General features: G+C 63.6%; 27 protein-coding genes and 1 tRNA gene. 10 read left to right on the top strand and 18 right to left on the bottom strand.

Annotated features, from left to right (window positions below):
• Window positions 1-7 precede the first annotated feature (7 nt).
• The 9 genes from paaA to IE188_RS02645 form a co-directional block, all read right to left on the bottom strand.
• Complete coding sequence (gene paaA, locus IE188_RS02685; protein WP_191284918.1) at window positions 8-1,000, bottom strand: 1,2-phenylacetyl-CoA epoxidase subunit PaaA; 993 nt, start codon at window positions 998-1,000, stop codon at window positions 8-10.
• Window positions 1,001-1,002: 2 nt separating this feature from the next.
• Complete coding sequence (gene pcaF / locus IE188_RS02680) at window positions 1,003-2,205, bottom strand: 3-oxoadipyl-CoA thiolase (RefSeq protein WP_191284917.1); 1,203 nt, start codon at window positions 2,203-2,205, stop codon at window positions 1,003-1,005.
• A gap of 152 nt (window positions 2,206-2,357) precedes the next feature.
• Entirely contained in the window at window positions 2,358-3,299 is a 942-nt protein-coding gene (locus IE188_RS02675) for an AEC family transporter (RefSeq protein WP_191284916.1), read from the bottom strand.
• Window positions 3,296-4,108 carry an MBL fold metallo-hydrolase gene (locus tag IE188_RS02670; RefSeq protein WP_191284915.1) on the bottom strand — a complete coding sequence of 271 codons (813 nt, stop codon included), beginning with the start codon at window positions 4,106-4,108 and terminating at the stop codon, window positions 3,296-3,298. Before IE188_RS02670 ends, IE188_RS02675 begins: the two co-directional genes overlap by 4 nt.
• Complete coding sequence (locus IE188_RS02665) at window positions 4,108-4,911, bottom strand: TatD family hydrolase (protein WP_191284914.1); 804 nt, start codon at window positions 4,909-4,911, stop codon at window positions 4,108-4,110. The genes IE188_RS02670 and IE188_RS02665 overlap by 1 nt, the downstream gene beginning before the upstream one ends.
• A 16-nt stretch (window positions 4,912-4,927) precedes the next feature.
• Entirely contained in the window at window positions 4,928-6,058 is a 1,131-nt protein-coding gene (locus tag IE188_RS02660) for a DNA polymerase III subunit delta' (RefSeq protein ID WP_191284913.1), read from the bottom strand.
• An 8-nt stretch (window positions 6,059-6,066) separates the two neighbouring features.
• The gene (gene tmk, locus IE188_RS02655; protein WP_191284912.1) at window positions 6,067-6,705 is read right to left on the bottom strand and encodes a dTMP kinase; all 639 of its coding nucleotides are present in this window, start codon (window positions 6,703-6,705) and stop codon (window positions 6,067-6,069) included.
• A gap of 7 nt (window positions 6,706-6,712) precedes the next feature.
• Window positions 6,713-7,912, bottom strand: coding sequence for a D-alanyl-D-alanine carboxypeptidase family protein (locus IE188_RS02650; protein ID WP_191284911.1), 1,200 nt, complete (start codon window positions 7,910-7,912; stop codon window positions 6,713-6,715).
• Between the two features lie 47 nt (window positions 7,913-7,959).
• The gene (locus IE188_RS02645; protein WP_191284910.1) at window positions 7,960-8,817 is read right to left on the bottom strand and encodes an SPOR domain-containing protein; all 858 of its coding nucleotides are present in this window, start codon (window positions 8,815-8,817) and stop codon (window positions 7,960-7,962) included.
• A 198-nt stretch (window positions 8,818-9,015) separates the two neighbouring features.
• Here IE188_RS02645 and IE188_RS02640 point away from each other — a divergent pair.
• Window positions 9,016-9,105, top strand: a tRNA-Ser gene (locus IE188_RS02640).
• 313 nt (window positions 9,106-9,418) lie between these two features.
• Here IE188_RS02640 and IE188_RS02635 read toward each other — a convergent pair.
• The gene (locus IE188_RS02635; RefSeq protein ID WP_191285323.1) at window positions 9,419-9,979 is read right to left on the bottom strand and encodes a hypothetical protein; all 561 of its coding nucleotides are present in this window, start codon (window positions 9,977-9,979) and stop codon (window positions 9,419-9,421) included.
• On the opposite strand from IE188_RS02635, the gene IE188_RS02630 reads away from it, so the two are divergent.
• The 4 genes from IE188_RS02630 (at window position 9,961) to IE188_RS02615 (ending at window position 12,329) form a co-directional block, all read left to right on the top strand.
• Window positions 9,961-11,025 carry a DUF2793 domain-containing protein gene (locus IE188_RS02630; protein ID WP_191284909.1) on the top strand — a complete coding sequence of 355 codons (1,065 nt, stop codon included), beginning with the start codon at window positions 9,961-9,963 and terminating at the stop codon, window positions 11,023-11,025. The two genes, IE188_RS02635 and IE188_RS02630, sit on opposite strands and share 19 nt — an antisense overlap.
• Before the next feature lie 12 nt (window positions 11,026-11,037).
• A complete protein-coding gene (locus tag IE188_RS02625; protein ID WP_229836426.1) occupies window positions 11,038-11,328 on the top strand; it encodes a DUF6127 family protein in 291 nt (96 codons plus the stop codon).
• Between the two features lie 72 nt (window positions 11,329-11,400).
• The gene (locus tag IE188_RS02620) at window positions 11,401-12,075 is read left to right on the top strand and encodes a YcbK family protein (protein ID WP_191284908.1); all 675 of its coding nucleotides are present in this window, start codon (window positions 11,401-11,403) and stop codon (window positions 12,073-12,075) included.
• Entirely contained in the window at window positions 12,072-12,329 is a 258-nt protein-coding gene (locus IE188_RS02615) for a hypothetical protein (protein ID WP_191284907.1), read from the top strand. Before IE188_RS02620 ends, IE188_RS02615 begins: the two co-directional genes overlap by 4 nt.
• Before the next feature lie 113 nt (window positions 12,330-12,442).
• On the opposite strand, the gene IE188_RS02610 is transcribed toward IE188_RS02615, so the two are convergent.
• From IE188_RS02610 to IE188_RS02580, 7 genes are all read right to left on the bottom strand, one after another.
• Window positions 12,443-12,958 (bottom strand): hypothetical protein, encoded by a 516-nt coding sequence (locus IE188_RS02610; RefSeq protein WP_191284906.1) that lies wholly within the window; start codon window positions 12,956-12,958, stop codon window positions 12,443-12,445.
• 16 nt (window positions 12,959-12,974) lie between these two features.
• Entirely contained in the window at window positions 12,975-13,478 is a 504-nt protein-coding gene (locus IE188_RS02605; RefSeq protein WP_191284905.1) for a hypothetical protein, read from the bottom strand.
• 70 nt (window positions 13,479-13,548) lie between these two features.
• On the bottom strand, window positions 13,549-14,022 hold the full coding sequence (locus IE188_RS02600; protein ID WP_191284904.1) for a hypothetical protein: 474 nt from the start codon (window positions 14,020-14,022) through the stop codon (window positions 13,549-13,551).
• A gap of 2 nt (window positions 14,023-14,024) precedes the next feature.
• Entirely contained in the window at window positions 14,025-14,576 is a 552-nt protein-coding gene (locus IE188_RS02595; RefSeq protein ID WP_191284903.1) for a hypothetical protein, read from the bottom strand.
• Window positions 14,573-15,982, bottom strand: a complete 1,410-nt coding sequence (locus tag IE188_RS02590) for a vWA domain-containing protein (RefSeq protein ID WP_191284902.1) — start codon at window positions 15,980-15,982, stop codon at window positions 14,573-14,575. The genes IE188_RS02595 and IE188_RS02590 overlap by 4 nt, the downstream gene beginning before the upstream one ends.
• A complete protein-coding gene (locus tag IE188_RS02585; protein WP_191284901.1) occupies window positions 15,982-16,332 on the bottom strand; it encodes a hypothetical protein in 351 nt (116 codons plus the stop codon). Before IE188_RS02585 ends, IE188_RS02590 begins: the two co-directional genes overlap by 1 nt.
• A 1-nt stretch (window position 16,333) precedes the next feature.
• The gene (locus tag IE188_RS02580; RefSeq protein ID WP_191284900.1) at window positions 16,334-16,816 is read right to left on the bottom strand and encodes a hypothetical protein; all 483 of its coding nucleotides are present in this window, start codon (window positions 16,814-16,816) and stop codon (window positions 16,334-16,336) included.
• Between the two features lie 127 nt (window positions 16,817-16,943).
• Here IE188_RS02580 and IE188_RS02575 point away from each other — a divergent pair, with 127 nt between their 5' ends.
• The 5 genes from IE188_RS02575 to IE188_RS02555 are packed head-to-tail and all read left to right on the top strand — an operon-like array spanning window position 16,944 to window position 20,842.
• Window positions 16,944-17,429, top strand: a complete 486-nt coding sequence (locus IE188_RS02575) for a molybdopterin-dependent oxidoreductase (RefSeq protein ID WP_191284899.1) — start codon at window positions 16,944-16,946, stop codon at window positions 17,427-17,429.
• Entirely contained in the window at window positions 17,429-18,760 is a 1,332-nt protein-coding gene (locus IE188_RS02570) for a sensor histidine kinase (RefSeq protein ID WP_191284898.1), read from the top strand. The genes IE188_RS02575 and IE188_RS02570 overlap by 1 nt, the downstream gene beginning before the upstream one ends.
• On the top strand, window positions 18,757-19,719 hold the full coding sequence (locus tag IE188_RS02565; RefSeq protein ID WP_191284897.1) for a response regulator: 963 nt from the start codon (window positions 18,757-18,759) through the stop codon (window positions 19,717-19,719). Before IE188_RS02570 ends, IE188_RS02565 begins: the two co-directional genes overlap by 4 nt.
• 51 nt (window positions 19,720-19,770) lie before the next feature.
• Window positions 19,771-20,241: a hypothetical protein gene (locus tag IE188_RS02560; protein ID WP_191284896.1), complete on the top strand. Its 471-nt coding sequence runs from the start codon at window positions 19,771-19,773 to the stop codon at window positions 20,239-20,241.
• A gap of 34 nt (window positions 20,242-20,275) precedes the next feature.
• A complete protein-coding gene (locus IE188_RS02555; RefSeq protein WP_191284895.1) occupies window positions 20,276-20,842 on the top strand; it encodes a hypothetical protein in 567 nt (188 codons plus the stop codon).
• A 341-nt stretch (window positions 20,843-21,183) separates the two neighbouring features.
• Here the strand turns inward: IE188_RS02555 and IE188_RS02550 are convergent, their stop codons facing one another.
• Window positions 21,184-21,477, bottom strand: a complete 294-nt coding sequence (locus tag IE188_RS02550; RefSeq protein ID WP_191284894.1) for a hypothetical protein — start codon at window positions 21,475-21,477, stop codon at window positions 21,184-21,186.
• Window positions 21,478-21,534 lie beyond the last annotated feature (57 nt).

Raw genomic sequence — 21,534 nt, 5'->3', positions numbered from 1 at the left:
TCTCTCCTTATTCGGCGGCGGTGCGCGCGGCTGATTTCTTGCGGGCATGGGCCAGAAGGCCATCACGCACCCATGCACCGTCTTCCCAGGCGGCGACGCGGTCTTTCATCCGGTCGATATTGCAGGGGCCTTTGCCCTTGATGACATTGAAGAACTCGGACCAGTCGGGTTCCGAGAAATCGTGCGCGCCACGTTCCTCGTTCCATTTCAGATGCTCGTCAGGGATGGTCAGACCAAGATATTTCGCCTGTGGCACGGTCTGATCGACGAATTTCTGGCGCAGCTCGTCATTGGTGTCGATCTTGATCTTCCAGGCCAGCGACTGCGCGGAATGCACGCTGTCCTTGTCGGACGGGCCAAACATCATCAGCGACGGATACCAAAAGCGATTGAGCGCATTCTGAGCCATTTTTCGTTGCGCATCCGTGCCTTGCGCCATCTTCATCATGATGTCATAGCCCTGGCGCTGGTGAAAACTCTCTTCCTTGCAGATGCGGATCATCGCGCGGCTGTAAGGGCCGTATGACGTCCGTTGCAATGGAACCTGGTTCATAATCGCCGCCCCATCCACCAGCCAGCCCACCGCGCCGATGTCGGCCCAGTTCAGGGTGGGGTAGTTGAAGATCGACGAATACTTCATGCGACCTGACAGCAGCTCTTCGGTCAGTTCGTCTCGGGTGACGCCGAGCGTTTCCGCCGCGCAGTAAAGATACAACCCATGGCCCGCCTCGTCCTGCACTTTGGCCAGCAGGATTGCCTTGCGCTCCAACGTGGGGGCGCGGGTGATCCAGTTGCCTTCCGGCAATTGGCCGACGATCTCGGAATGGGCGTGCTGACCGATCTGGCGGATCAGCGTGGCGCGGTAGTCATCGGGCATCCAGTCTTTCGGTTCGATCTTTTCATCCCGGTCAATGCGATCCTGGAAATTCCGTTCTTCATCAGACATTTCCGCGCGGGTCTTCACGCCAGTGCCTGCGGTTTTCACCAATTGAGCATACATCGTCAGATCCTTTCCAGAATAAGGGCAACGCCCTGTCCAACCCCCACGCACATGGTGCAGAGCGCATAGTGCCCTCCGGTGCGTTTCAGTTGATAGGCGGCGGTCAGAACAAGCCGCGCGCCGGACATGCCCAGCGGGTGGCCCAGTGCAATCGCACCGCCATTGGGGTTCACGCGCGGGTCGTCATCGGCGACGCCCAGTTCGCGCAGCGTGGCAAGGCCCTGGGCCGCGAAGGCTTCGTTCAATTCTATCACATCCATCTGGTCGATGGTGAGTCCCGCTTTTTCAAGCACTTTGCGGCTGGCCGGAACAGGACCGATGCCCATGATGCGGGGGGGCACGCCGGCGGCTTGCATCCCGACAACGCGGGCCATGGGGGTCAGCCCATTGGTCGCGGCCGCGGCTTCCGAGGCTACCAGCATCGCTGCCGCCCCGTCATTCACACCTGACGCATTGCCCGCCGTCACCGTCAGGTCGGGTCCGTTCACGCCTTTAAGGCCCGACAACTTCTCGGCGGTGGTGCCGGGGCGGGGGTGTTCGTCTGTGTCGACCACGACCGGATCGCCCTTGCGCTGCGGGATTGTCACGGGGATGATCTCGTCCGCGAAGCGACCTGCCTTCTGGGCTGCGTCCCAGCGGGCCTGGCTTCGCGCGGCGAAAGCGTCCTGATCTTCGCGGCTTACGGAATAATCTTCAGCCACGTTGTCAGCAGTCTGCGGCATCGAGTGGGTGCCGTGCATCTTGTCCATTTTCGGGTTCACAAAGCGCCAGCCGATGGTCGTGTCATAGACCGCGTTGGCGCGGGTAAAAGCCGACGTGGCTTTCGGCATGACAAAGGGTGCACGGCTCATGCTCTCGACGCCACCTGCGATGCACAGGTCATAGTCGCCCGCCTTGATCCCGCGCGCGGCCATGCCCACCGCGTCCATGCCGGACGCACAGAGGCGGTTGATCGTGGTGCCGGGCACGTCCACCGGAAGCCCGGCCAGAAGGGCGGCCATACGTGCCACGTTACGGTTGTCTTCCCCCGCCTGGTTGGCGGATCCGTAAAGCACGTCATCGACAGACGCCCAGTCCACGTCCGGGTTGCGGGCCATCAGGGCCGCGATGGGCAGGGCTGCCAGATCGTCGGCCCGCACCTGCGACAGGGCACCGCCATAGCGTCCGATGGGGGTGCGAACGGCGTCGCAAATCAATGCATCCATGTGGTCCTCCCAAACCCGATAGCGGCGCCGATTAAAGCTGACCGTATGGTCGATAATACTTGGCGCCACGATTCGGGGCAAGGGGGGATGTTACGGATGCGAGGGTTGAATGGAAAATCTGTAACGTTTAGGCTGGTGCGCCCTGCCCATTGTCAATATCCGAAGGCTGCGAGCATCGCGAGCCACCCCCAGACGGTGAGGATCGACAGGCCGGTGGCCACCAGAACCGTGGTCGCCGCCACGCGTTTGCCCACCCCATAGAGGTTGGCAAAGATATAGGCGTTGATGCCGGGCGCTGACGCTGCCGTGACGATCGCAGACCGGAACTGATCCACATTCAGGCCAAGCGCCAGCCCCAGCCCCCAGGTGATCGCCGGGTGCACGAACAGTGAAATCAGGCACAGATAGGTGACGATGCGCAGGTCGCCTTCGGGACGGTAAAGATAGAGGACACCGCCAAGGGCAAACAGGGCTGTGGGAAGAGCGGCCCGGCCCAACAGGGTCAACGCCTCGACCAGCACGCCGGGCAGGGGAACATGCATAAGGTTGACGACGAAGCCTGCAGCAATCGCCAGCACCAGCATGTTGCGCGTCATCGCGCGCGTGATCTGGCGCAGCGTGTCCCAGGGGCCTGCACCCTGGGCGCGGGCAATCTCCATCGCGGTGATGCCGATGGCATAGCAGATCGGCGCGTGGATCGAGATAATGGCATAGTTCCCGGCCAGAGCATCGGGGCCAAACGCGCGTTCCGTGATCGGCAAACCCAGCAGAAGCGAGTTGGAAAACAGCGTCACGAACCCAAAGGCCACCGCATCCGGCCAAGGACGCCCAAACAGCAGACGCGCACCAAGAAGCCCGGCGGCGAACCCCGAAACCGCGCCGGTATAGAAGCTGCCCAGAAGCGCCAGATCAAATTCGGCGCCCAGGTCCAGACGCGCGATGGCCAGAAACAACAGGCAGGGAATGGCAACCGACTGCGCAAAGCGCATCAGACCGTCAACCGCCCCGTCGTCCAACAGGCGCCGCCAGCGCACCAGATAGCCGAACCCGATCACCAGAAAGACGGGCAGGACGATATCGACAAGAGTGCTCATTCAAGCGGAATGCGGATGGTCATTCCGTCAAAGGCCGGGGTGATATGGGGCGGGGTTTCCGCATCAAGCGTGGCGTAGTCCAGGTCGATATGCATATTGGTCAACACGCCTTTGCGGGTGCCAACACGCTCGATCCACTCCAGAGCCTGATCCAGATGGAAATGGGTCGGGTGGGGTGAGCGGCGCAAGGCATCCAGAACGAATACGTCCAGATCCTGAAGCACAGGCAGCACGTCATCCGGGATCTCGTTCACGTCCGGCAGATAGACCAGCCCGCCTATCCGGAACCCCAGGGCGTCCATCAGGCCGTGGCGCACTTCGAACGGGGTCAGCTGGATGTCGCCCCCCGCGCCACCGATCACCACATCGCCCTTGCCGAGCCGGATCGAGTGCAGGTCCAGGATCGGCGGATAGTTCGACCCCTCGGGCTGGATGAACGCATAGCTGAACCGGGCCAGCAGCGCCTCCTGCGTCGGGCCATCCGCCCAGACGGGCAGGCGGCGTTTCATGTTGAAGACCACCATGCGCAGATCGTCGATGCCATGCATATGGTCGGCGTGGCTGTGGGTGTAGACCACCGCATCCAGGGTGCCGACGCCCGCGCGAAGCAACTGGTGACGCATGTCCGGCGACGTGTCGATCAACACACGCGTGACGCCGCCATCATCGCCGGTTCGGGTGACAAGTGCGGAGCAACGGGTGCGGGTGTTTTTCGGGTTGGACGGGTCGCAATCGCCCCAATGCCCGCCCAGCCGGGGCACCCCGCCGGACGAGCCGCATCCAAGTATGGTGAACTCCAGCCGCGCCATCACGCACCGCTCTCGATGGTTGCGGCCTTAGTGAACAGCCGGTCGAAATTGGCTTCGGTCTGTGCGGCGAATGCCTCGTAGGACAGGCCGAAGATTTCGGCGCCGACCTTGGCCGTATGGGCGGTGTAGGCCGGTTCATTCCGCCGCCCGCGATGGGGGGGCGGGGCCAGATAAGGGGCGTCGGTTTCGACAAGAATGCGTTCAACCGGGGCAGTTGCGAAAATGTCGCGCAGGTCCTGACTGCGGGGGAAGGCGGCGATGCCGGACATCGACAGATAGAAACCCAGATCCAACGCCGCTTTCGCAAGTGCGGCCCCGGAGCTGAAACAGTGCATCACGCAGGAAAAGGCGCCGATTGCGTGTTCTTCGGTCAGGATGCGGGCCATATCTTCGTCCGCGTCGCGCGCATGGATAATCAGGGGCAAACCGGTCTGGCGCGCGGCTTCGATATGGATGCGCAGGCTTTCGATCTGCACCTCGCGGCTGTCCGCCGTATAGTGATAGTCCAGCCCGCTTTCGCCGATACCGACGAATTTAGGATGCGCCGCCAAGGCGACCAGATCATCCACTGTTACCATCGGTTCTGACGCCACGCTCATCGGATGGGTGGCGGCGGCAAAGAAAACCGGATCATGCGCCTCGGCGATCGTGCGGACCTGGTCCAGATTGGCCATCCTGGTGCAGATCGTCACCATGCGCCGGACGCCAGCCTCGGCGGCACGCGCGATCACCTGTTCCAGTTCATCTTCGAAATCCGGGAAATCCAGGTGGCAATGGCTGTCGGTAATCCGCGGCGTGCTCATCAGGTCCGTCCTTGCCTCAGGCGGCTTGACGCGCCGCCGTTTCGTTGATCCTGAAAACCATATCAAGGATGAGCGCGGCAGGGTCAAGGTTCACCGCCCGACCATGGTTGGCGCGCGCTGACAGCTCCTGTTGCAGGCTGGCCCAGCCGCGGGCCGCGTCGGGGCCGGGCGACAGGCGGGCCAGGCAGGCGGCTTCGCCCGGTGCGGCCTCGGCACCCGGAGGGAAGCCGGTGCCGTGACGGGCCAAACGGGCGAGGAACAGCTCGAACAGGCGCAGGATCAGTTCGAACCGTTCGGCATTGGCCTTGCCCACCGCGCTGTTGGCCAGTTTCAGGGCGCGGGGGCGGTCGAACCCGCGGCCTGCTGAAAAGATCTCGATCAGCGTGGCATAGATCGCCAGACCATCCAGATGCAGAAGGCGCAGGGCGTCACCCGCCGAACCTGCGGCCAACTCTCCCAGTCTTTGCGTCTCATCGGCGGACGGGGTTTCGTCCAGCCCCGCCATCACTTGCGCCAGATCGGGGGGGGACAGGGGCGACAGGCGCAATTCGCGACACCGTGACCGGATTGTCGGCAACAGGCGCGATGGCTGATGGCTGATCAGCAGCAGGACCGCGCCTTCGGGGGGCTCTTCCAGCAGCTTCAACAAGGCGTTCGCCGCCGAAGTGTTCATTTGGTCCGCCACGTCCACAATCACAACGCGACGCCCGCCACCGGCCGAGGACATGGCGAAGAAATGCTTCAGCTTGCGCACCTCGTCCACCGTGATGTCACCCTTCAAACGCTTGTTCTTCTCGTCCCATGGACGGCGCAGCAAAAACAGCCCCGGTTCGGACAGAGCTTTCAGCCGCCGGGCGACGGGGTGGTCATCGGAAACATCAAGGCTGGTCGGTGTGGGGGCGGCAAACATGCCGCCGTCATCCGGGGGTGTGGCCAGCAAAAACCGTGCGATGCGCCAGGCCAGGGTCGCCTTTCCAACGCCGCGCGGCCCGGTGATCAGCCACCCGTGGTGCAACCGGTCCGACGTATAGGCGGTCAGAAACGCGGCTTCGGCGGCGTCCTGCCCGATCACCCGCGCCGCCTCGCGCGGGTGGGGGGCGCCGTCGATCCGGTCGGGTTCGGGTATGGCGTCGGGATCCGTGCTCATGCCTGTGCTCATCTGTCAGAGGTGGCGCTGACCAGAGCAGCGCGCGCTACGGACAAAACATCTGCAGCCACCACGTCGATCTCGCGGGTGCCGTCGATGACGCGAAAGCGGTCGGGATGCTTCTGTGCAAGCTCCAGAAACCCCGCGCGCATCTTGTGCTGCAAATCCGCGCCGAAATCTTCGAACCGTTCCTCGGTGCCGCCACGCCCCTTGGCGCGCGACAGGCCCAGATCAGGGTCCATGTCGATCAGAAAGGTCAGGTCCGGTTCGCGTCCGATCACAAGATCATGCAACTGATCGACCATGTCGCGCAGATCGCCAGACCGGGTGCCCTGATAGATCCGCGTGCTGTCGGCAAAACGGTCGGTGATGACGGTCTTGCCATCCGACAGGGCCGGGTCAATCAGGCGTTCCAGATGGTCGCGCCGGGCGGCAGTGAACAGCAAAAGCTCGGTCTGTGCCGACCAACGGTCGGGGTCGCCTTCCAGCACCAAAGCGCGGATTTCCTCGGCCCCCGGACTGCCCCCGGGTTCGCGGGTCAACACGACCTTGCGCCCATCGTCCCGCAACGCTTCTGCCAGCATCTTGGCCTGGGTGGATTTTCCCGAGCCATCAATGCCTTCGAAACTGATGAAAAGCCCGGCCATCCGCGCGTCAGTTGGTTGTAGGTGCGACATCAGGCTCCAGCGCGGCCGGGGGGGCGTCATTGCCCATGACCAGCGCCAGAACCCGTTCGGCGGCCACGGTCAGGCGCTTGCCGAACCCGGCGTTTCCCACGCCTTCCTGTGCATAAAGCGGCACCACGGTGTCGCTCAGCCCATCGCGGCTGATGACCATCTCGGCCAGTTCCTGGCCCTGCGCAATCGGCGCGGCGACAGGGCCATTCCAGTTGATGGTGGCGGTCACGCCCTCGCGCTGCCCGGCGGGGATCAGAAGATCCACATCCTGCGCCGGAACAAGCCCGACCGTGTCGGCGGACCCCAGCCAGACATTGGCTTCAGCCACCCGTTCACCGGCTTTTACCGTGGTTTTCATGGTGAACTGGCGAAATGCCCAGTTGACGATCGCCTCGGCCTCTTCCGCGCGTTCCTTTTCCGAGTCCATGCCCGAGATGACGAACACGATCCGCCGGTCCCCCTGGCGGGCGGACCCGACCAGCCCATAGCCCGCTTCCTGCGTGTGACCGGTTTTCAATCCGTCGGCGCCAATGCCAAGATCCAGCAACGGGTTCCGGTTGAACCGGTTGTCGGGCGCGCGCCCCTTGTAGTGATATTCCGACTGGCCGAAATAGCGATAATAGTCCGGAAACTCGACAATGATGTGACGCGCCAGAATGGCCAGGTCTTTCATCGACATACGTTGCATCGGATGCGGCCAGCCCGAGGAATTGCCGAAGCTGGAATTCTCCATTCCCAGATCGCGGGCGCGGTCGGTCATCATACGGGCGAAGGCATCTTCCGTCCCGGCCAGACCCTCGGCGACCACGACACAGGCGTCATTGCCAGACTGAACGATGATGCCCTGGATCAGGTCCTCGACCGTGGGGCGGTCCGACTGTTCAAGAAACATCGTCGATCCGCCGGTCGATGCCGCACGATCCGATACACCGAACTGGGTGCTCATCGTCACCCGACCGTCGGCCAGCGCCTCGAACAACAGGTTGACCGTCATCAGCTTCGACATCGACGCAGGTGGCAGGGGCACCTCGGCGTTCTTTTCCATCAGGACGGTGCCCGTGTTGATGTCCAGCACATAGGCAGAACCGGCGCGGGTCTCGAAGGCACGGGCGGGCAGGGTGGCGGTTGCCAGCACGGTCAAAAGGGCGGCGAAGAATACGGTCAGACGGATTGGCATTGCAGGAGATTGGCCTTTATTGCTTTATTGCTTTGCCCGGGCGGGCTTCAGTTCGTGACAGGATAGGCGTCGGTAAAGCCCATGTCGTTGGTCTTTTTCAACGCCGCCATGTGCTCTTCCTGGCTGTTGATCGGGCCGACCAATACGCGCCAGAACGACTTGCCGTTCGAGCGTCCCGGTTTGATGGTCGCCGGCAGACCCGCGTTGCGCAACTCGGCGGCGGTTTGGTCGGCATTGGCTTCAAACGAGAAGATCCCCACCTGAATGTAAGGTTTCGACAGCGCGCTGGCCGGGGTTGCCTTCGGGGCGGCGGGCTTGGGCGGGGGGGCGGATCGTGCGGCGGCGGCTTCGGTTTCCGCCAGAGCGGCCGACGCCGCAGTGATCGGGTCATCCAGCGACGTTTGCGCGATCTCGCCAGGGGCCTCAAGCTCTTCGGTCGGTGCGGGCGGTTCTTCCTTGATCACCTCTTTGCGCAGGGCGGTCACGCTCAGATCGGCCGGGGCGCCAGCCAACATGCCAAGGGCATCGGCCGCATCGGACGACACTTGAAAACGCGGCCCGGGCACCTCGCGTTCGCGGCGGAACAGGGCGCCAACGACGGATTTGCCATTCTCCTGATTGCGGACGATCACACGTTCGGGATCCTTGGCATCGGGATGCGCCACCCATACGCCGCCAAGGCTGGGACGGCCGTCCCACAACCCCTTTTCGGCCAGCTGAAAGATCTCGGGCGCTTCCACATCGCGTTCACCACTTTGCGCGCGCCCGCTCTTGCCTTCGGCCGCCGAGGCGCCGCCCTTGTCGTTCTTCTTCAGAAAGTCGGGAAGTTTCGCATCGTCGCAACCCGAAAGAAACAGTGCGCTGCCCAACACAATGGCCACTTTCAGAGTGGTCTTGCTTGCCATGTCTCGCCCCTAGTTATCATGCGGGCCAATGCCCGGAACCGCTGATTTGCCGGGTATCGCTCCCGATTACGCGCCACTTTAGCGATACATGGACCGCGTGAAAAGGCTCTCGCACAAGGCGATAATGTGGTGGGCAAAAACCAGCCCGCGAAAACTGCTTTCAGAATCGCGTAACCACCGCTATCCCTTCGCTTCGTCGGAGGAGTGGCAGAGTGGTTGAATGCACCGGTCTTGAAAACCGACGTAGGTGAAAGTCTACCGTGGGTTCGAATCCCACCTCCTCCGCCACTTGCCCTCGCGAAAGCGTTCTACCGATCCGGCTGCGGCCGGATTTTCTTTTTGTTTTCGAAGGTTATGCGGGAGGGGCTGAGCACCGCACCCGGGTCAGGATGCCCCAAGGTGTTCTCTGCGGGCCGATATTCTCCGGACCTGTTGCCTACGTCAGTTTGGCGAATTTTTCCTAAGGCATTGAAAGGACGAGAGAAAGAGTGCGGCCAGAAATGCTTCCGATCTTGGTCCCATCTGTTCAAGTGGTACTGGGATCGAACCGCTTTGGGGATCGAGCAACTTGCGCACGGAGCCACTTAAAGTATTGATGGGGCTAGTCTTCCTGCTCAATGAGCGCTGATAACCGTGTAACGAAATAAGCGTTCACGAGTTCGATTGCCTCGTGGACAGGAAATTGGAAATGCTCGTCGAGATCGTCACCGGAGATCGCGAGCGGCAGCGGTAGCGACAGAAGTCCGTAGTAGAAGATGACGTGAGCATTGCTCGTCTCCGACAAGAGCCCAATCCCGCGGCCATAATCGGTAAGGGCTTCCAGCCGCTTCACCGTTTCCGGCTTCAGGCCGCCATACGCCAGCTCCTGGACGCGGTACGCGACCCGCGGCGACCGCAAGGGACTGCGCGAGGTCTTCGACAATGTAGCCGACCAGGTGCGTCTGGGTGAGTTGATCGCATCGGGCCACCTCGTGCCGCCGCGCACCTTTGTCATCGATGTTGGCGTGCAGGAGGAATTGAAATCGGTCCGCAAGACCAGTGCGGATTTCGACATGACCGAGGTGGCGGACATCATGGACCGCGCGCCTGTCACCGACGAGGTGATCCGCCACTGGCGTGAGAAGGCAGGCGACCGGCAGACCGTTGTCTTCTGCTCGACCATCGCCCATCCTCGCGGCGCAGGCCCAGAAACATGTCACCCACAACGAGGCGCTGCGGCTGCTCGACGGGCTTGTCCAGCTTTCCGTCCTCGACCGCGACCTGACCGCACCGCCAGGCAGCCCGGCCGACGGCGACCGCTACATCGTCGGCTCTGGCGCGACGGGCGATTGGGCGGGCTGGGACCTGAACGTCGCGCTTTGGACGGACGGGGCGTGGCTGCGCCTGCCACCGCGGACCGGCTGGCGCGCGTGGGTCGAGGACGAGGGGCTGCTGCTGGTTTACGGCGGCGCGGGCTGGATCGGGACTACGCCCGCGGCGCTGCAGAACATGGCATTGCTGGGGCTGGGGACGACGGCGGACGCATCTAACCCGTTCTCGGCCAAGCTGAACGCCGCGCTCTGGACCGCGAAGACCGTGGCCGAGGGCGGCACCGGCGATCTGTTCTACACCATGAACAAGGAGGCGGCCGGCGACGATCTTGGCCTGACGCTGCAGACCGGCTTCGTGACAAAGGCGCTGGTTGGCCTCTTCGGCTCCGACCGCTTCCGCCTCGCGGTCTCCGCCGACGGCAGTACCTTCTTCGACGGGCTCAGCGTCGACAACGCCACCGGCATCGTCGACCAGCCCCGGCTGCCCCGGTTCAAGGCGTACACGAACTACGACAACTACGTCGGCGTCGGGACCTGGACGAAGATCGGGCTGAACAACACCGACTATAACGATCAGGGGGTCTTCGACGCAGCGAACAACCGCTTCGTGGCCCCGGTGGACGGCACCTACCTCTTCGGCGCGACCCTGGTCTACAAGGTCAACGCCAGCACGTCGGCGCGGATGAGCGGCCGGCTCGTGCTGAACGGCACAACCGAGATCCGCGGCTCGTTCGGCGAGATCAGCGGCGCGCATATCTCCGAGGCGACGGCACTCTGGCTTCAGACGATGGTCGCGCTCACACCCGGCGACACCGTCGAACTGCAGGGCAACTTCCGCGCCGCGGACGGCTATTTCGCCGCCGACCAGACGTCCTTCTGGGGCATGAAGATCGGCTGAGGGAGGCACGCCATGGCCCCACAACGCCCGGAGGACGGCTTCGTCCGCATGCCAGAGCACGAGTTCGAGGCGATCCTCGCGCGCGCCGCCGAGGAAGGCGCCAAGCGCGCGCTCGCCGATGTCGGGCTCGAAGGCGACGAGGCGGCGCTCGACATCCGCGACCTGCGCTCGATGCTGGATTTGCTTCGGCTTGTTCGCCGCACGGCCGTGCAAACCGTCGTCCGCGCCATCACCACCGCGGTCTTGCTCGCGCTGCTCGCCGGCGTTGCCATCAAGCTGAAGTTCTTCGGCAACGGCCCGTAGCCCAAGCCATCCGACCCGTTCGTTAAACCGCACCCGCCCTCGAGGCGGGTTTTTCGTTTCTGGAGGACCCCAATGACCACGACCTTTTACGACCACTGGCGCGAGGCGCCGGAGGGTGCCTGGCGCTGGCCAAACTTCTCGCCCGCCGAGATCGCATGCCGGGGCACCGGCAAGCTGCTGGTCAACGAACCGGCCCTCGACAAGCTGCAGGCGCTGCGCGACCGGCTAGGCAAGCCGCTGATCGTCCGCTCCGCCGATCGTAGCCCTGAGCACAACCGCGCCGTCGGCGGCGCGACCCGGTCAAAGCACATGGACGGCGCCGCCTTCGACATCGCCATGGCGAACCATGACCCGTTGGCGTTCGAGGCGGCGGCACGGGCGGTCGGGTTCCTCGGCTTCGGATTCTACCCCCGGTCGGGGTTCATCCATGTTGATCTCGGGCCCGCACGGCACTGGGGCGAGTGGTTCCCGGTCCGGGCGACCGCCTTCGCCGAAGAAGCCCCTCCAGCGCGCGAAGTGCTGGCCGAGAGCCGCACCATGAAGGCGGGTGGTGCGGCAGGCGTGGCGACGCTGGGCGCAGCTGGGGTCGAGGTGGCGCAGAGCGTCCTCGCCGAGACCCAATCCGCAATCCTGCCGCTTGTGCCCTATCTCGATACCCTGCGCTGGGTATTCATCGCCGTGGCTCTCGGCGGTATCGCGGTCACGATCTACGCCCGGCTCGACGACTGGAAGAGGGGGCGACGGTGATCGCCGGGCTGCTCACCGGGAGCGCCGGATCGGCATGGGCGCGCACTGGGCTCCGTTACGGCGTCATCGCACTCGCGATCCTGCTGTTCCTGCTTTCCCTGCGCCGCTCAGGCGAGCGCGCCGGCCGACTGACCGAGCAGCTTGAAACCATGGAGAAAACCTATGACGCCCAAAAGCGAATGCTCGAGGCAGCGGCGCGCCGTCCTCGGTCTCGCGACGATCTGGCCGAGCGGCTGCGCCACGGGCGCTTTTGACGTCGCCAGCCTCGGAGGGTGCCCGCCCGTGGTCGAATACAGCCGGGGATCTCAGGCGCAGGCTAGCTAAAGATAGGCTGCTGCCGTCCGAAGAATCGACCAATCACGAACACTCATTCCAACTGCTCCAGCGTGACGGAAAAGGTCCCGGTGACGGGAACGCCCTGCGACAGGTCGATGTCGTTGCCAAAGTTGTCCGAAGGTCCCAGCTTGCCCTCGAAGCTGCCGCTGATACTCAGTTGCGTGCCGTCGATCGAGTGATCGTCGAGGGTGACGCTCAGCCCGCCACGCTCCTGCTCTTCGCGGCCATAAAGCACGGCGACGCGCTCCTTGTTCTCGTACAGACTCATATCCAACTCTGGCACGCTCGGTTCCCAGCGGGACGCCTCGAAGCCCAAGGATACAACGATTGGCTCTTCCCCGTTATCGGTGAAATCGCGCACATGGATGTTGATCGAAGGCCAGTCCTCGCTGCCGCTCCAGTCGCTCTGTTCGGCCCAGACGGGGATGGTCCGTTCCGCGCCCGCGATCATCACGGTTATCTCGCCCGAACTTTGGGCCTGACCGAAGGTGGCGAAAAGGCCGGCCGCGAGGGCTGTGCCGATGAAAAGGGGTCTGATGTGCACCATGTGGCTCCGTTGCTGATCATTGGTCGTCTTGGGAAAACACGTTTCGCCGCAGCCAGTCGTTGATCTCGTCGGCGATCCTGCCGGGGCCGTCCCCTGACACGCCCCAGCCCGACAGCGGAATCCTGGTCGCGGGCCGGGTGTTGCGGAATACGAGCATCACCTTCGACGTCGTGCGTTCTTCGGAAGATGTGTGGTTTCGTTCAAGTTCGGCACTGTCCAGCGCGTCGAGAGGATAGGTGTCCGATCGCGGGCGGAACCGCGAGTCTCGGCTGACAGTCACCAGCCTTGACACCTTGTCGAGCGTCAGGATCGTACGTTCGGACAGGGAGGCGTGGCCAAGGTAAAATGCGCCGTTGAGGCCCACCAGCAGGATCAGCCCGGTCATCACCTCGCCGCCCAGAAGATGTGCCAGCCCGAAAATTGTGACCGGAACCACCGGCAGCATCACGAACCACAGAATGAAACGGGGTATGGCTAGTTCGATCTCGAACCGCTTGGGGGTGTTCAGCCGCGCCATCATGGCCGAGGCTCCCCCGTTTTCGACAGCCAAGAAGAAAATGAAGCAGCCATCGCGAGCAGATCCGGCAGGGTCACGGCATCCCCAGACCGGTGTCGATCCGGCCCTCGACGAGTTTGCATGTTGTCGGCGCATCGCTGCGGCAGAGGGAGGCGACGAACCTGGCCTCCACCCGGCCTGCGCCATCGAGGTCGAGCCGTTCGAGCATAAGCTTGGGCGGGTACGGCGCCCCATCGCTTTGCCAGGCAGGGCCGGTCGCGCCGTCGGGACGGATGTCGATGGTAATGCCCGCAGGGGCCGAGTCTGCCGAAGGCTTCCCTTCGAAAATCAGGTTGATGTGAAAATGCCCGTCCCCCATGGCGTTGATGTCGATCAGGGTCAGCGGACCGATATCGTTGACCTGTGCCATGGTGGAACCGTCTTCCATCCGCAGCACCTCCCACGTCAGGTCGGCGCCATCCAGATAGGCCGTCACGGTGCCGACCGAGTCGAGTGCGAGCGCCGGCGTGGCGGCGACGCAAAATCCAAGAAAAAGCCGTCTCAACAAGATCACCTCCGGCTCAGGCTGACTTCGCGGGCGCCTCTGCCCGAGTTCCATTTCGTCCCCATCGCCTCCGTTTCGGAGAAGAAGCTGATGATGCCGTCTGCACGCCGTGCGCCGCTGCCAATGTGCCACGAGAATTGCGGGGCAAGGCCGATGTAGCACCCAAGCACGAAGGCCCATTCGACCACATCCGGCTCGATCGCGAACATGCTCGGGTCCATCGGCGCGCCCTTGACGAAATCATAGCGCAACTCCCTGTTGCCACCCCGTACCGGGACGAGTTCGGTCTGCATCCCGTCAGCGGCGATGTAGAGCCTGTTGCGCATCCGGTCGTAGACGATCTCGAGAGCGTTCCTGTGAACGCCCATTGTGGCTCCGATGCCCACGGCTGTCTCGGTCCAACTGCCTTCCAGCAACGGTCCGATGCGCCGCAGATCGAGCTTGTCCGCGCCCCGTGGTATTTCAGAGCAGATCTCGTTTGGGATGGCGGTGTTCTGCTGGGCTAATGCCGGAGCAGCAATGGCGAAAAGAAGAGCGGAAAATGCAGCGCGGATCATTCGGTTGCTCCTATAATGACGGGCGCACGCGCGATGATGCGGCCCGAGGCGCCGACGCGGTAGCGCAGTTCATAGGTGCCGGCGGTTTCGGGCGCCTTGAGCTTTGCAGGAGATCCCCATCGCGTCTGGGTTGCCGTGATACGGACATCATCGGGCGAGCCGGCTTCCGCCAGCACGATCTCGTCCTTCGGGCCGGCGGGTCCGGTCCAGGCGACCTCGAACCTTTCGCCGGGGGGAGCTGTGTCCGGCGGCGAGATGCTGGCCCCGGGCGCAGTCAGGGTGATCGGGCGCGTGGCGAGGATGCGCTCTGGCCGGTTCTGTTCGTAACGCAGTTCGTAAGGGCCGGTCTCGTCGGGCAGGCGCAGCGTCACGGGGTTGCCGTTCCGGGTCAGCGTCACCGCGAATGTCTCTCCCGCCGATGCACCGGGGCTGGCCAGCGTGATCCGGTCGCCCTCGGCATCGGGACCGGACCACGAGACATTGAGAGCTCCGCCCGCCGGGGCGGTTTCGGGGGCCTCAAGCGATGCTTCGGGACGATCCTCAGTCAAGGGCACAGCCACGCGCTGAACTATGTCAGGCCGGACGGTCAGGGCCATCTCGCCGGAGTGGCCCGGTGCGGTTGCAGCGACGCTGTATTCCCCCGGGGGCAGGACGATGTCGAAAGGATCGCTCCTTTCGCCTTCCGCGACGACCGCGCCAGTCTCGTCCGCGATCTGCCAGTCGGCTGCGCCCAGCGGCGCCCCGGTTTCGGCAGAGACCGCATGAAGCGACATTACTACCGTGACCGCGACCGGTTCGGCGGGCGTTACCTGCGCAAGGGCGGCGGCAAGTTCCGCCCCGGTTGCAGCCTCGAACAGCAATCCGCCGGTCTGATCGGGCAGGCAGGAGAGCGCGCCGACCTCACCCGGCGCCATGCCGAAACCCACGACATGCGCACGCAGCGCGATGCCTTCGGCGGCGAATCGGTCCGCCAGCGCGCAAGGATCGTCACCGCAATTCTCCAGCCCGTCGGTGATCAGCACGATATCGGCCGCCTCCGCCGTGTCGGGGATCTGTTTGCGCGCCACCTGCAGCGCGTTGGTCAGCGGCGTCATGCCCTGGGGGATCAGCCCGACCAGCCGGTTGGCCTGGCCCGCGCCGAAATGGAGGCCCATTGGCGTGACCACCTCGATATCTGCGCAATCGCCGCGGCGATTGTGCCCATAGGCCACGATCGCATAGGGCGCGTCGGGATCGCGATCGACGAAGTAGTTGCCCATAACATCGCGCGCCACTTCGATCCGGCTGAAATCGCCCTCGAGCCGGTTCCACATCGACCCGGATGCGTCGAATACGATGACAGTGACTGGTTCCGCCGCCAGCGGTGTCGCAGCGCAGAGGGCGGCGGCGAAGATCGCGTTTCGCATCAATCGAGCCTCGGTTGCAGGTTCGGGCAGGGGGCATAGCGTTCCGCCCAGCCATCGCCGATCACGATCAGATCGCCGCCCATGCGCGTCATCAGCAGCGTGCGTTCGCGCCAGTCCTGTCCTTCGCCTCGGCAGTCGGCCCAGTAGAGCGTTGCGCTTTGCCAGCCTTCAACGGTTTGCGGATCGGTCAGGCGGCAACTGGTCTCATAATAGACGATCCGGTTGCCCTGTAACGTCACGCGCTGGTCGCTGACCGGGGCCGCACAGTCAAACCCGTCATAGACGCCATCTGCGGGGGCTGCTGCCAAGGGGGCGGCGAGCATGATCATCGAAATGGCAGCCGCCCGCATGTCAGTTCACCTGCTCCAGAAGAGCGTCAAAGCTGAGGGTCACGGGGCGCGTTTCCGAGTCGGGTCCGCCGCTGACTTCGCCAGTGATGGTGCCAGAGAGGCTCACAATGCCATCCGTCGCAGAGAATTCCGCCAGTTCCAGCGCAAGGCTCTCCCCGTCGCCGCGCCAGTTGGCCCCCATGTCTTGCGCGAAGGCGATTTCGAGCGACAGTTCCGCGGGGTCCGGCAACTCGCCGCTCAGCATGAGTGACACAAAGGCGGTTTCCTGATCGTCAGCGGTCTGTACGCCGGAAAGGAATGCATCAGCGTAACTGCCAATGATCGTCGCTGCTGAAAGATCCGGCGAGATCGCCAGTTCCAAAGGCTGCTCTCCGAAGCTGCCGATGACCTGACCGCCAGGCTCCTGGGCAGTGGCGGCCGTTGCCACAAGACAGGACAGGGCGCAAATATTGATCGAGCGGCGGATGAAAGCGTTTATGAACATGTAACGTTCTCCTTGTTGAGTCGCAGGATATGTGCTGGCGCAGTTTCGCACCCCATCCGTTTGAATGGGGCAACGCGGAAAAATATGTGCTAGCGTCCACTCAGGCCTCATTATTCGCGCGATTCTCATGACACTTACGCATCGCCTCTATTCATGCCTTCTCGTGCTGGCGATGATCGCTCTTGCCGCGCCGAAAGCGATTGCGGAAAGCCCGCTGTTGACGCTGACGGGAGCGGTGGATGGCGGGCAGGTGGAGATATTGCGCTCCGATCTGGATGCGTTGGAGTGGCACGAGATCGCGACCTCGACGACCGTCACCGACGGACGGCCGCTCTTCAGAGGGGTCCTGATGCGTGACATCCTGGCGCTGGCCGGAGCGCGGGGCGAGACGGTGACCGCGCGGGCGCTGAACGACTATGTCATCGACATCCCCGTAAGCGACTTCCACGAATTCGACGTGATCGCGGCACTCTACATGGACGGGACGGCACTGACTCCGCGCGACAAGGGGCCGATCTGGATCGTCTATCCGCGCGACGATCACAGGGTGCTGGCCGATATCCGTTATGACACGCGATGGGTTTGGCAGCTTGTCGCACTTCATGTGCAATGATGCGGCTTACCAGGCCTTTGCGCTATGGCGGACTTGCCGCGCTGATCCTTGCCTGTATCGGCCTTCTAACCGTCGCCGCAGTCAACATCGTGCGCATCGAGCGGCAGATGCAGATCTCCGCGACCGAGAACATGACCTGGATATTCGGTCAGACCCAGATCGAGGCGCTGAACCTTGCCGCGGCCCTGTCAAGCGACGCGGACCCGGCCGAGGTTCAGCTTCGCTTCGATCTTCTTGTGTCGCGGCTGAACCTGCTGCGCGACGGGCCACAATGGCGGTTCCTGAGCGAGGCCGGGCTGGCCGAGGGCCTGATGGGCTGGCGCGACGGGTTGCTGGCCCTTGATCCGGCCGAGGGCGGCGACCGGGCGGCACTGGCGGCACATGTGGCGGCCTTGTCGACAGCCCTGCGGGGCAAGGCGAGCAGGGTCATGTCGCGCGAATGGCAGATCCAGTCCGAACGCCTGGACAGTTTGGGCCGATTGCACCTTCTGGCGCTGGCGACCGTGTTGGGAGCCTTGATTTCCGGAACGGTATTGGCCGCACTGCTGATCGACCGCGAAAGACGATTGATCCGCTCCACGATGGACCAGCTCCGCGCCAAGCAACTGGAGCGCGACCTCGACCAGGAAAGGCGGACCTCCGAAGGCTACCGACGCTTCAGCGACCTGATCGCGCATCAGGTGCGCACGCCGCTCGCCGTGATCGACAGCGCGATGCATCGGCTGACGCGACCGGGCAACCCGCCGTCGCCCGAGATCATTCGCGCCAAGGCGGAAGTTTCGCGAGAGGCGGTGGCGCGTCTTGTCCGGCTGACTGATACGGCACTTCTCATGGCGCGGGTCGATCGGGGCGCTGTCGAACCGGACCTGGCCTGTCATGATTTGGACAGGATCGCGGCCGCCGCCATTGAAGATCTGCACGAATCGGCCAGAGCGCTGAAGACCGGCCGGGTGATCCTCGGAAGCGGCAACCGGCCGGTCACCGCAATCTGCGATCCGGTCCTTACCGGTGAGATCCTCGCAAACCTCCTGCGAAACGCCTTTCTCTACTCGCCGCCCGGCAGCGATATCGACGTGAGGCCGATGCAGGACGGCGAATTGGCCGTCTGCGACATCAGTGACCGGGGTCCGGGGATGACACCGGAAGAACTGGCTGTTGCCTTCGAGGACTTCGCGCGCGGGGCACGTCATCGCGATCTGCCGGGTTCGGGTCTGGGGCTGCCGCTCGCCCGTCATCTCGCGCGGCTCCAGGACGGCGACGTGACCCTTGCCCCGCGTGCGGGCGGTGGGCTGGTCGCGCGGCTGATCCTTCCCGGCGCGGTGACGACATGAACGCCCCCCTGATCCTGTGCATCGAAGACGAGCCTTCGCTGCGAGACGATATCGCCGCCGAACTGGGCGAGGCGGGCTATGAGGTCATCCAGGCGGCTGATGCCCGCGACGCTCTCGAACGGCTCGACGACCCGCGCCCCGATCTCATCCTTTGCGATATTGTCATGCCAGGAATAGACGGCCGCGCCTTGTTGGCCCATCTACGGTCCGCCCGGCCCGAGCTGAATGGTATCCCCTTCGTGTTCCTGACCGCCCTTTCGTCGCGCGAGCAGATGATCGAGGGCCGCAGGGCGGGGGCAGACGACTATCTCACAAAGCCCATCGACTACGATCTTTTGCGGGCGATGATCGCGGCCCGTCTCGACCAGGTGGCCCGCCTACGGTCTGCGGGCGGGCGTGAGGCGGAAACAGACGCGTTGGACCGCTTGACGGTCGGGGTCGTGCTGCTGGACGCGGAAGGCAACGTGCGACATGCCAATCGCGCGGCACGGGACCTGGCACGGGTTGCCGGCATCACACTTGAGCCGCGTGTGGCCGGGACGGGCGAGGGCGGCCGCAGGTTGACCGCGCTGATCGCGCGGATCCTGTCAGGCAGCGAAGGCGGCGCTGCCTTGTGGCTGGAGGATCATGCGCGCCGCGTGATGGTGCTGGGCCGTCCGTTTGGTGCGGGCCCGACGCGGGACGCCGTCGCAATGCTCACGCTCAGCGATCCCGACCGCCAAGAAGCGCTCGACCCTGCGGTTCTGCGGCAGCTGTTCGATCTGACGCCGACCGAGGCAAACGTCGCCCGCCTTGTCGCCGAAGGGCTTCGGCGCGATCAGGTCGCTGCACGGTTGGGCGTCTCGCCCAACACCGTCGCCTTTCACCTGCGCAACGTCTTCGACAAGACCGGTACCCGCCGCCAGGCCGATCTGATGGCCCTGATCCTGTCGATGCCGATGACGTGGAGCGATCCATGATCGGCGCGCTGAAACCGGCTGAAACCCGATGACACCGAGGAGACATCCAGAATGAGAACAAAATTGATTCCACTTGCCTTTTGCGTTGCGTGCATCGCACCCCCCGCTCTCGCCGAAACGGCGAGGGAACGCACCGTCGCCGCGATCGAGGCAGCCGGCTGTGTCGTCGACGGCTCCAACGTCAACGATGTTCTGGACGGCCTCGGGTTGAGCGACGCGGAATTCCGCGTAATCGGGGAGGGACTTGTCGCCGACGGTCTGGCCGATGTGTCCCAAATGGGAGTCTTTCGGTTGACGACCCCCGGCTGCACCATAGCCGGAGCAACTCCCACCAAACGCACCGTCGCCACGATTGAGGCCGCCGGCTGCACCGTGGACCGCTCGAACATCAACGAGATACTCGACGGATTGGGACTGGCCGACGAAGAGTTCCGCGAGATCGGCGAGGCGCTGATGGCCGAAGGACGGGCGGAGCTGTCGGATACAGGCGCGTTCCGGCTGACCACCGCTGGCTGCCGGTGAAGGCAAAAGGGCGTCGAATATGAAAGGATATCACATGAGGGCTGGTGCAGTATTCGTCGTGGCCTTGCTAGCCTCACCTGCAGCCGCCGAAGACCAACCGCTCTGCGGAACCTCCGGTCAGGGAGACTGGCCGCGCATCCAGGAGGTTTTCACCGGCGACTGGCTGATCGAGCATCAGGCGGGCTATGCCGCGATGGGCGGCATGATCCTGCCATTTCCCGGCGATGGCGAGGTCGAGACCATCACCATCTGGCAATTGGGCGACACGCTTCAGGCGACCCATCCCGAAGCGCAGGCGCCGCTGGTCCTGCAGCTTGCGGATGAGCCCCGGTGGACTGTCGAAACCGACAATCCCGCGATTCCGGAGCCGTTGCTGAGCCCCGATGAGGTGGCGTTGACGGCAGGGTGCTCGCAACTCGAACTGCCACGGCTGATCGGAACCACCACCGCGGTCATCGATGGCGTTCAGATGAACTTCACCTACCGCATGATGGCGATGGACTGGTCGACGCTCTATGGCGTCATGGAAATCGATTCGGTCGTCCACGGCACCCCGGTCGAGGCCCGTCGGACAGTGTGGATGCGCGCCGCGGGGCGCTGAGCGGTGGTTTGGGCTCCAGCAAGACTTCCACATGCCATGGGTTCCGCAACTTCTTTCGAGAGCTTGCAATGTCAGAGAAGGTTGGACGTCAGGCCCATCCCCTCCGCCATTATCTCGAGAAACTGAAAGTTCACAGGTGATCGTTGCGGTTTGTCGGGGTCTTGTCCCCCCAAAATCTCGGAAGACAGGTTAACGAACCTTGTGAATTGTCCGTCGCCCGATGCATCAAAGCCCCCATTAGGACACCGCCGTGGGCGAGATCGCGGTGTGATTGGTGGGGCGCAACAGCTCGAGTTCCTAAGCAAGATGACGCGATCTTGGTCTGCAAGCTCAATTGCCAGTCAAATACTGCCGCCCAGAGCAACGTGTTCGATTCCCAGCGTTGTCGAGCGATTTGCGAACAGTGTGGCAATGGCGGAGGCAGCCTTTGCGATCGCGACGATGGTGTCAGTGCGCTCCATCGGCTCTGCAGTCAACACTTGGCACGAGACGATCTGGAGTTCTTGAGAGCGTGCAAGATAGTCATGGCCCACGGGGTCGGGTGGGAATGCGTGGCAATCCTGTTTCGGACGGGCGGGATGCCAGGGGTGAAGCGGTCGTTGCAATAACTGGGTGTTGAATGCAGTCCCTGTCATGCGCCATTTCGCGTTTTATCAGACACGGTATTCCCTGAGCTGCATTGCGTTCTGGAT

The organism is Aliiroseovarius zhejiangensis (genome assembly GCF_014656375.1).
GTDB classification, from domain to species: domain Bacteria; phylum Pseudomonadota; class Alphaproteobacteria; order Rhodobacterales; family Rhodobacteraceae; genus Aliiroseovarius; species Aliiroseovarius zhejiangensis.
The sequence above is the reverse complement of the archived record's forward strand: the minus strand, read 5'-3'. Positions and strand labels throughout refer to the sequence as shown.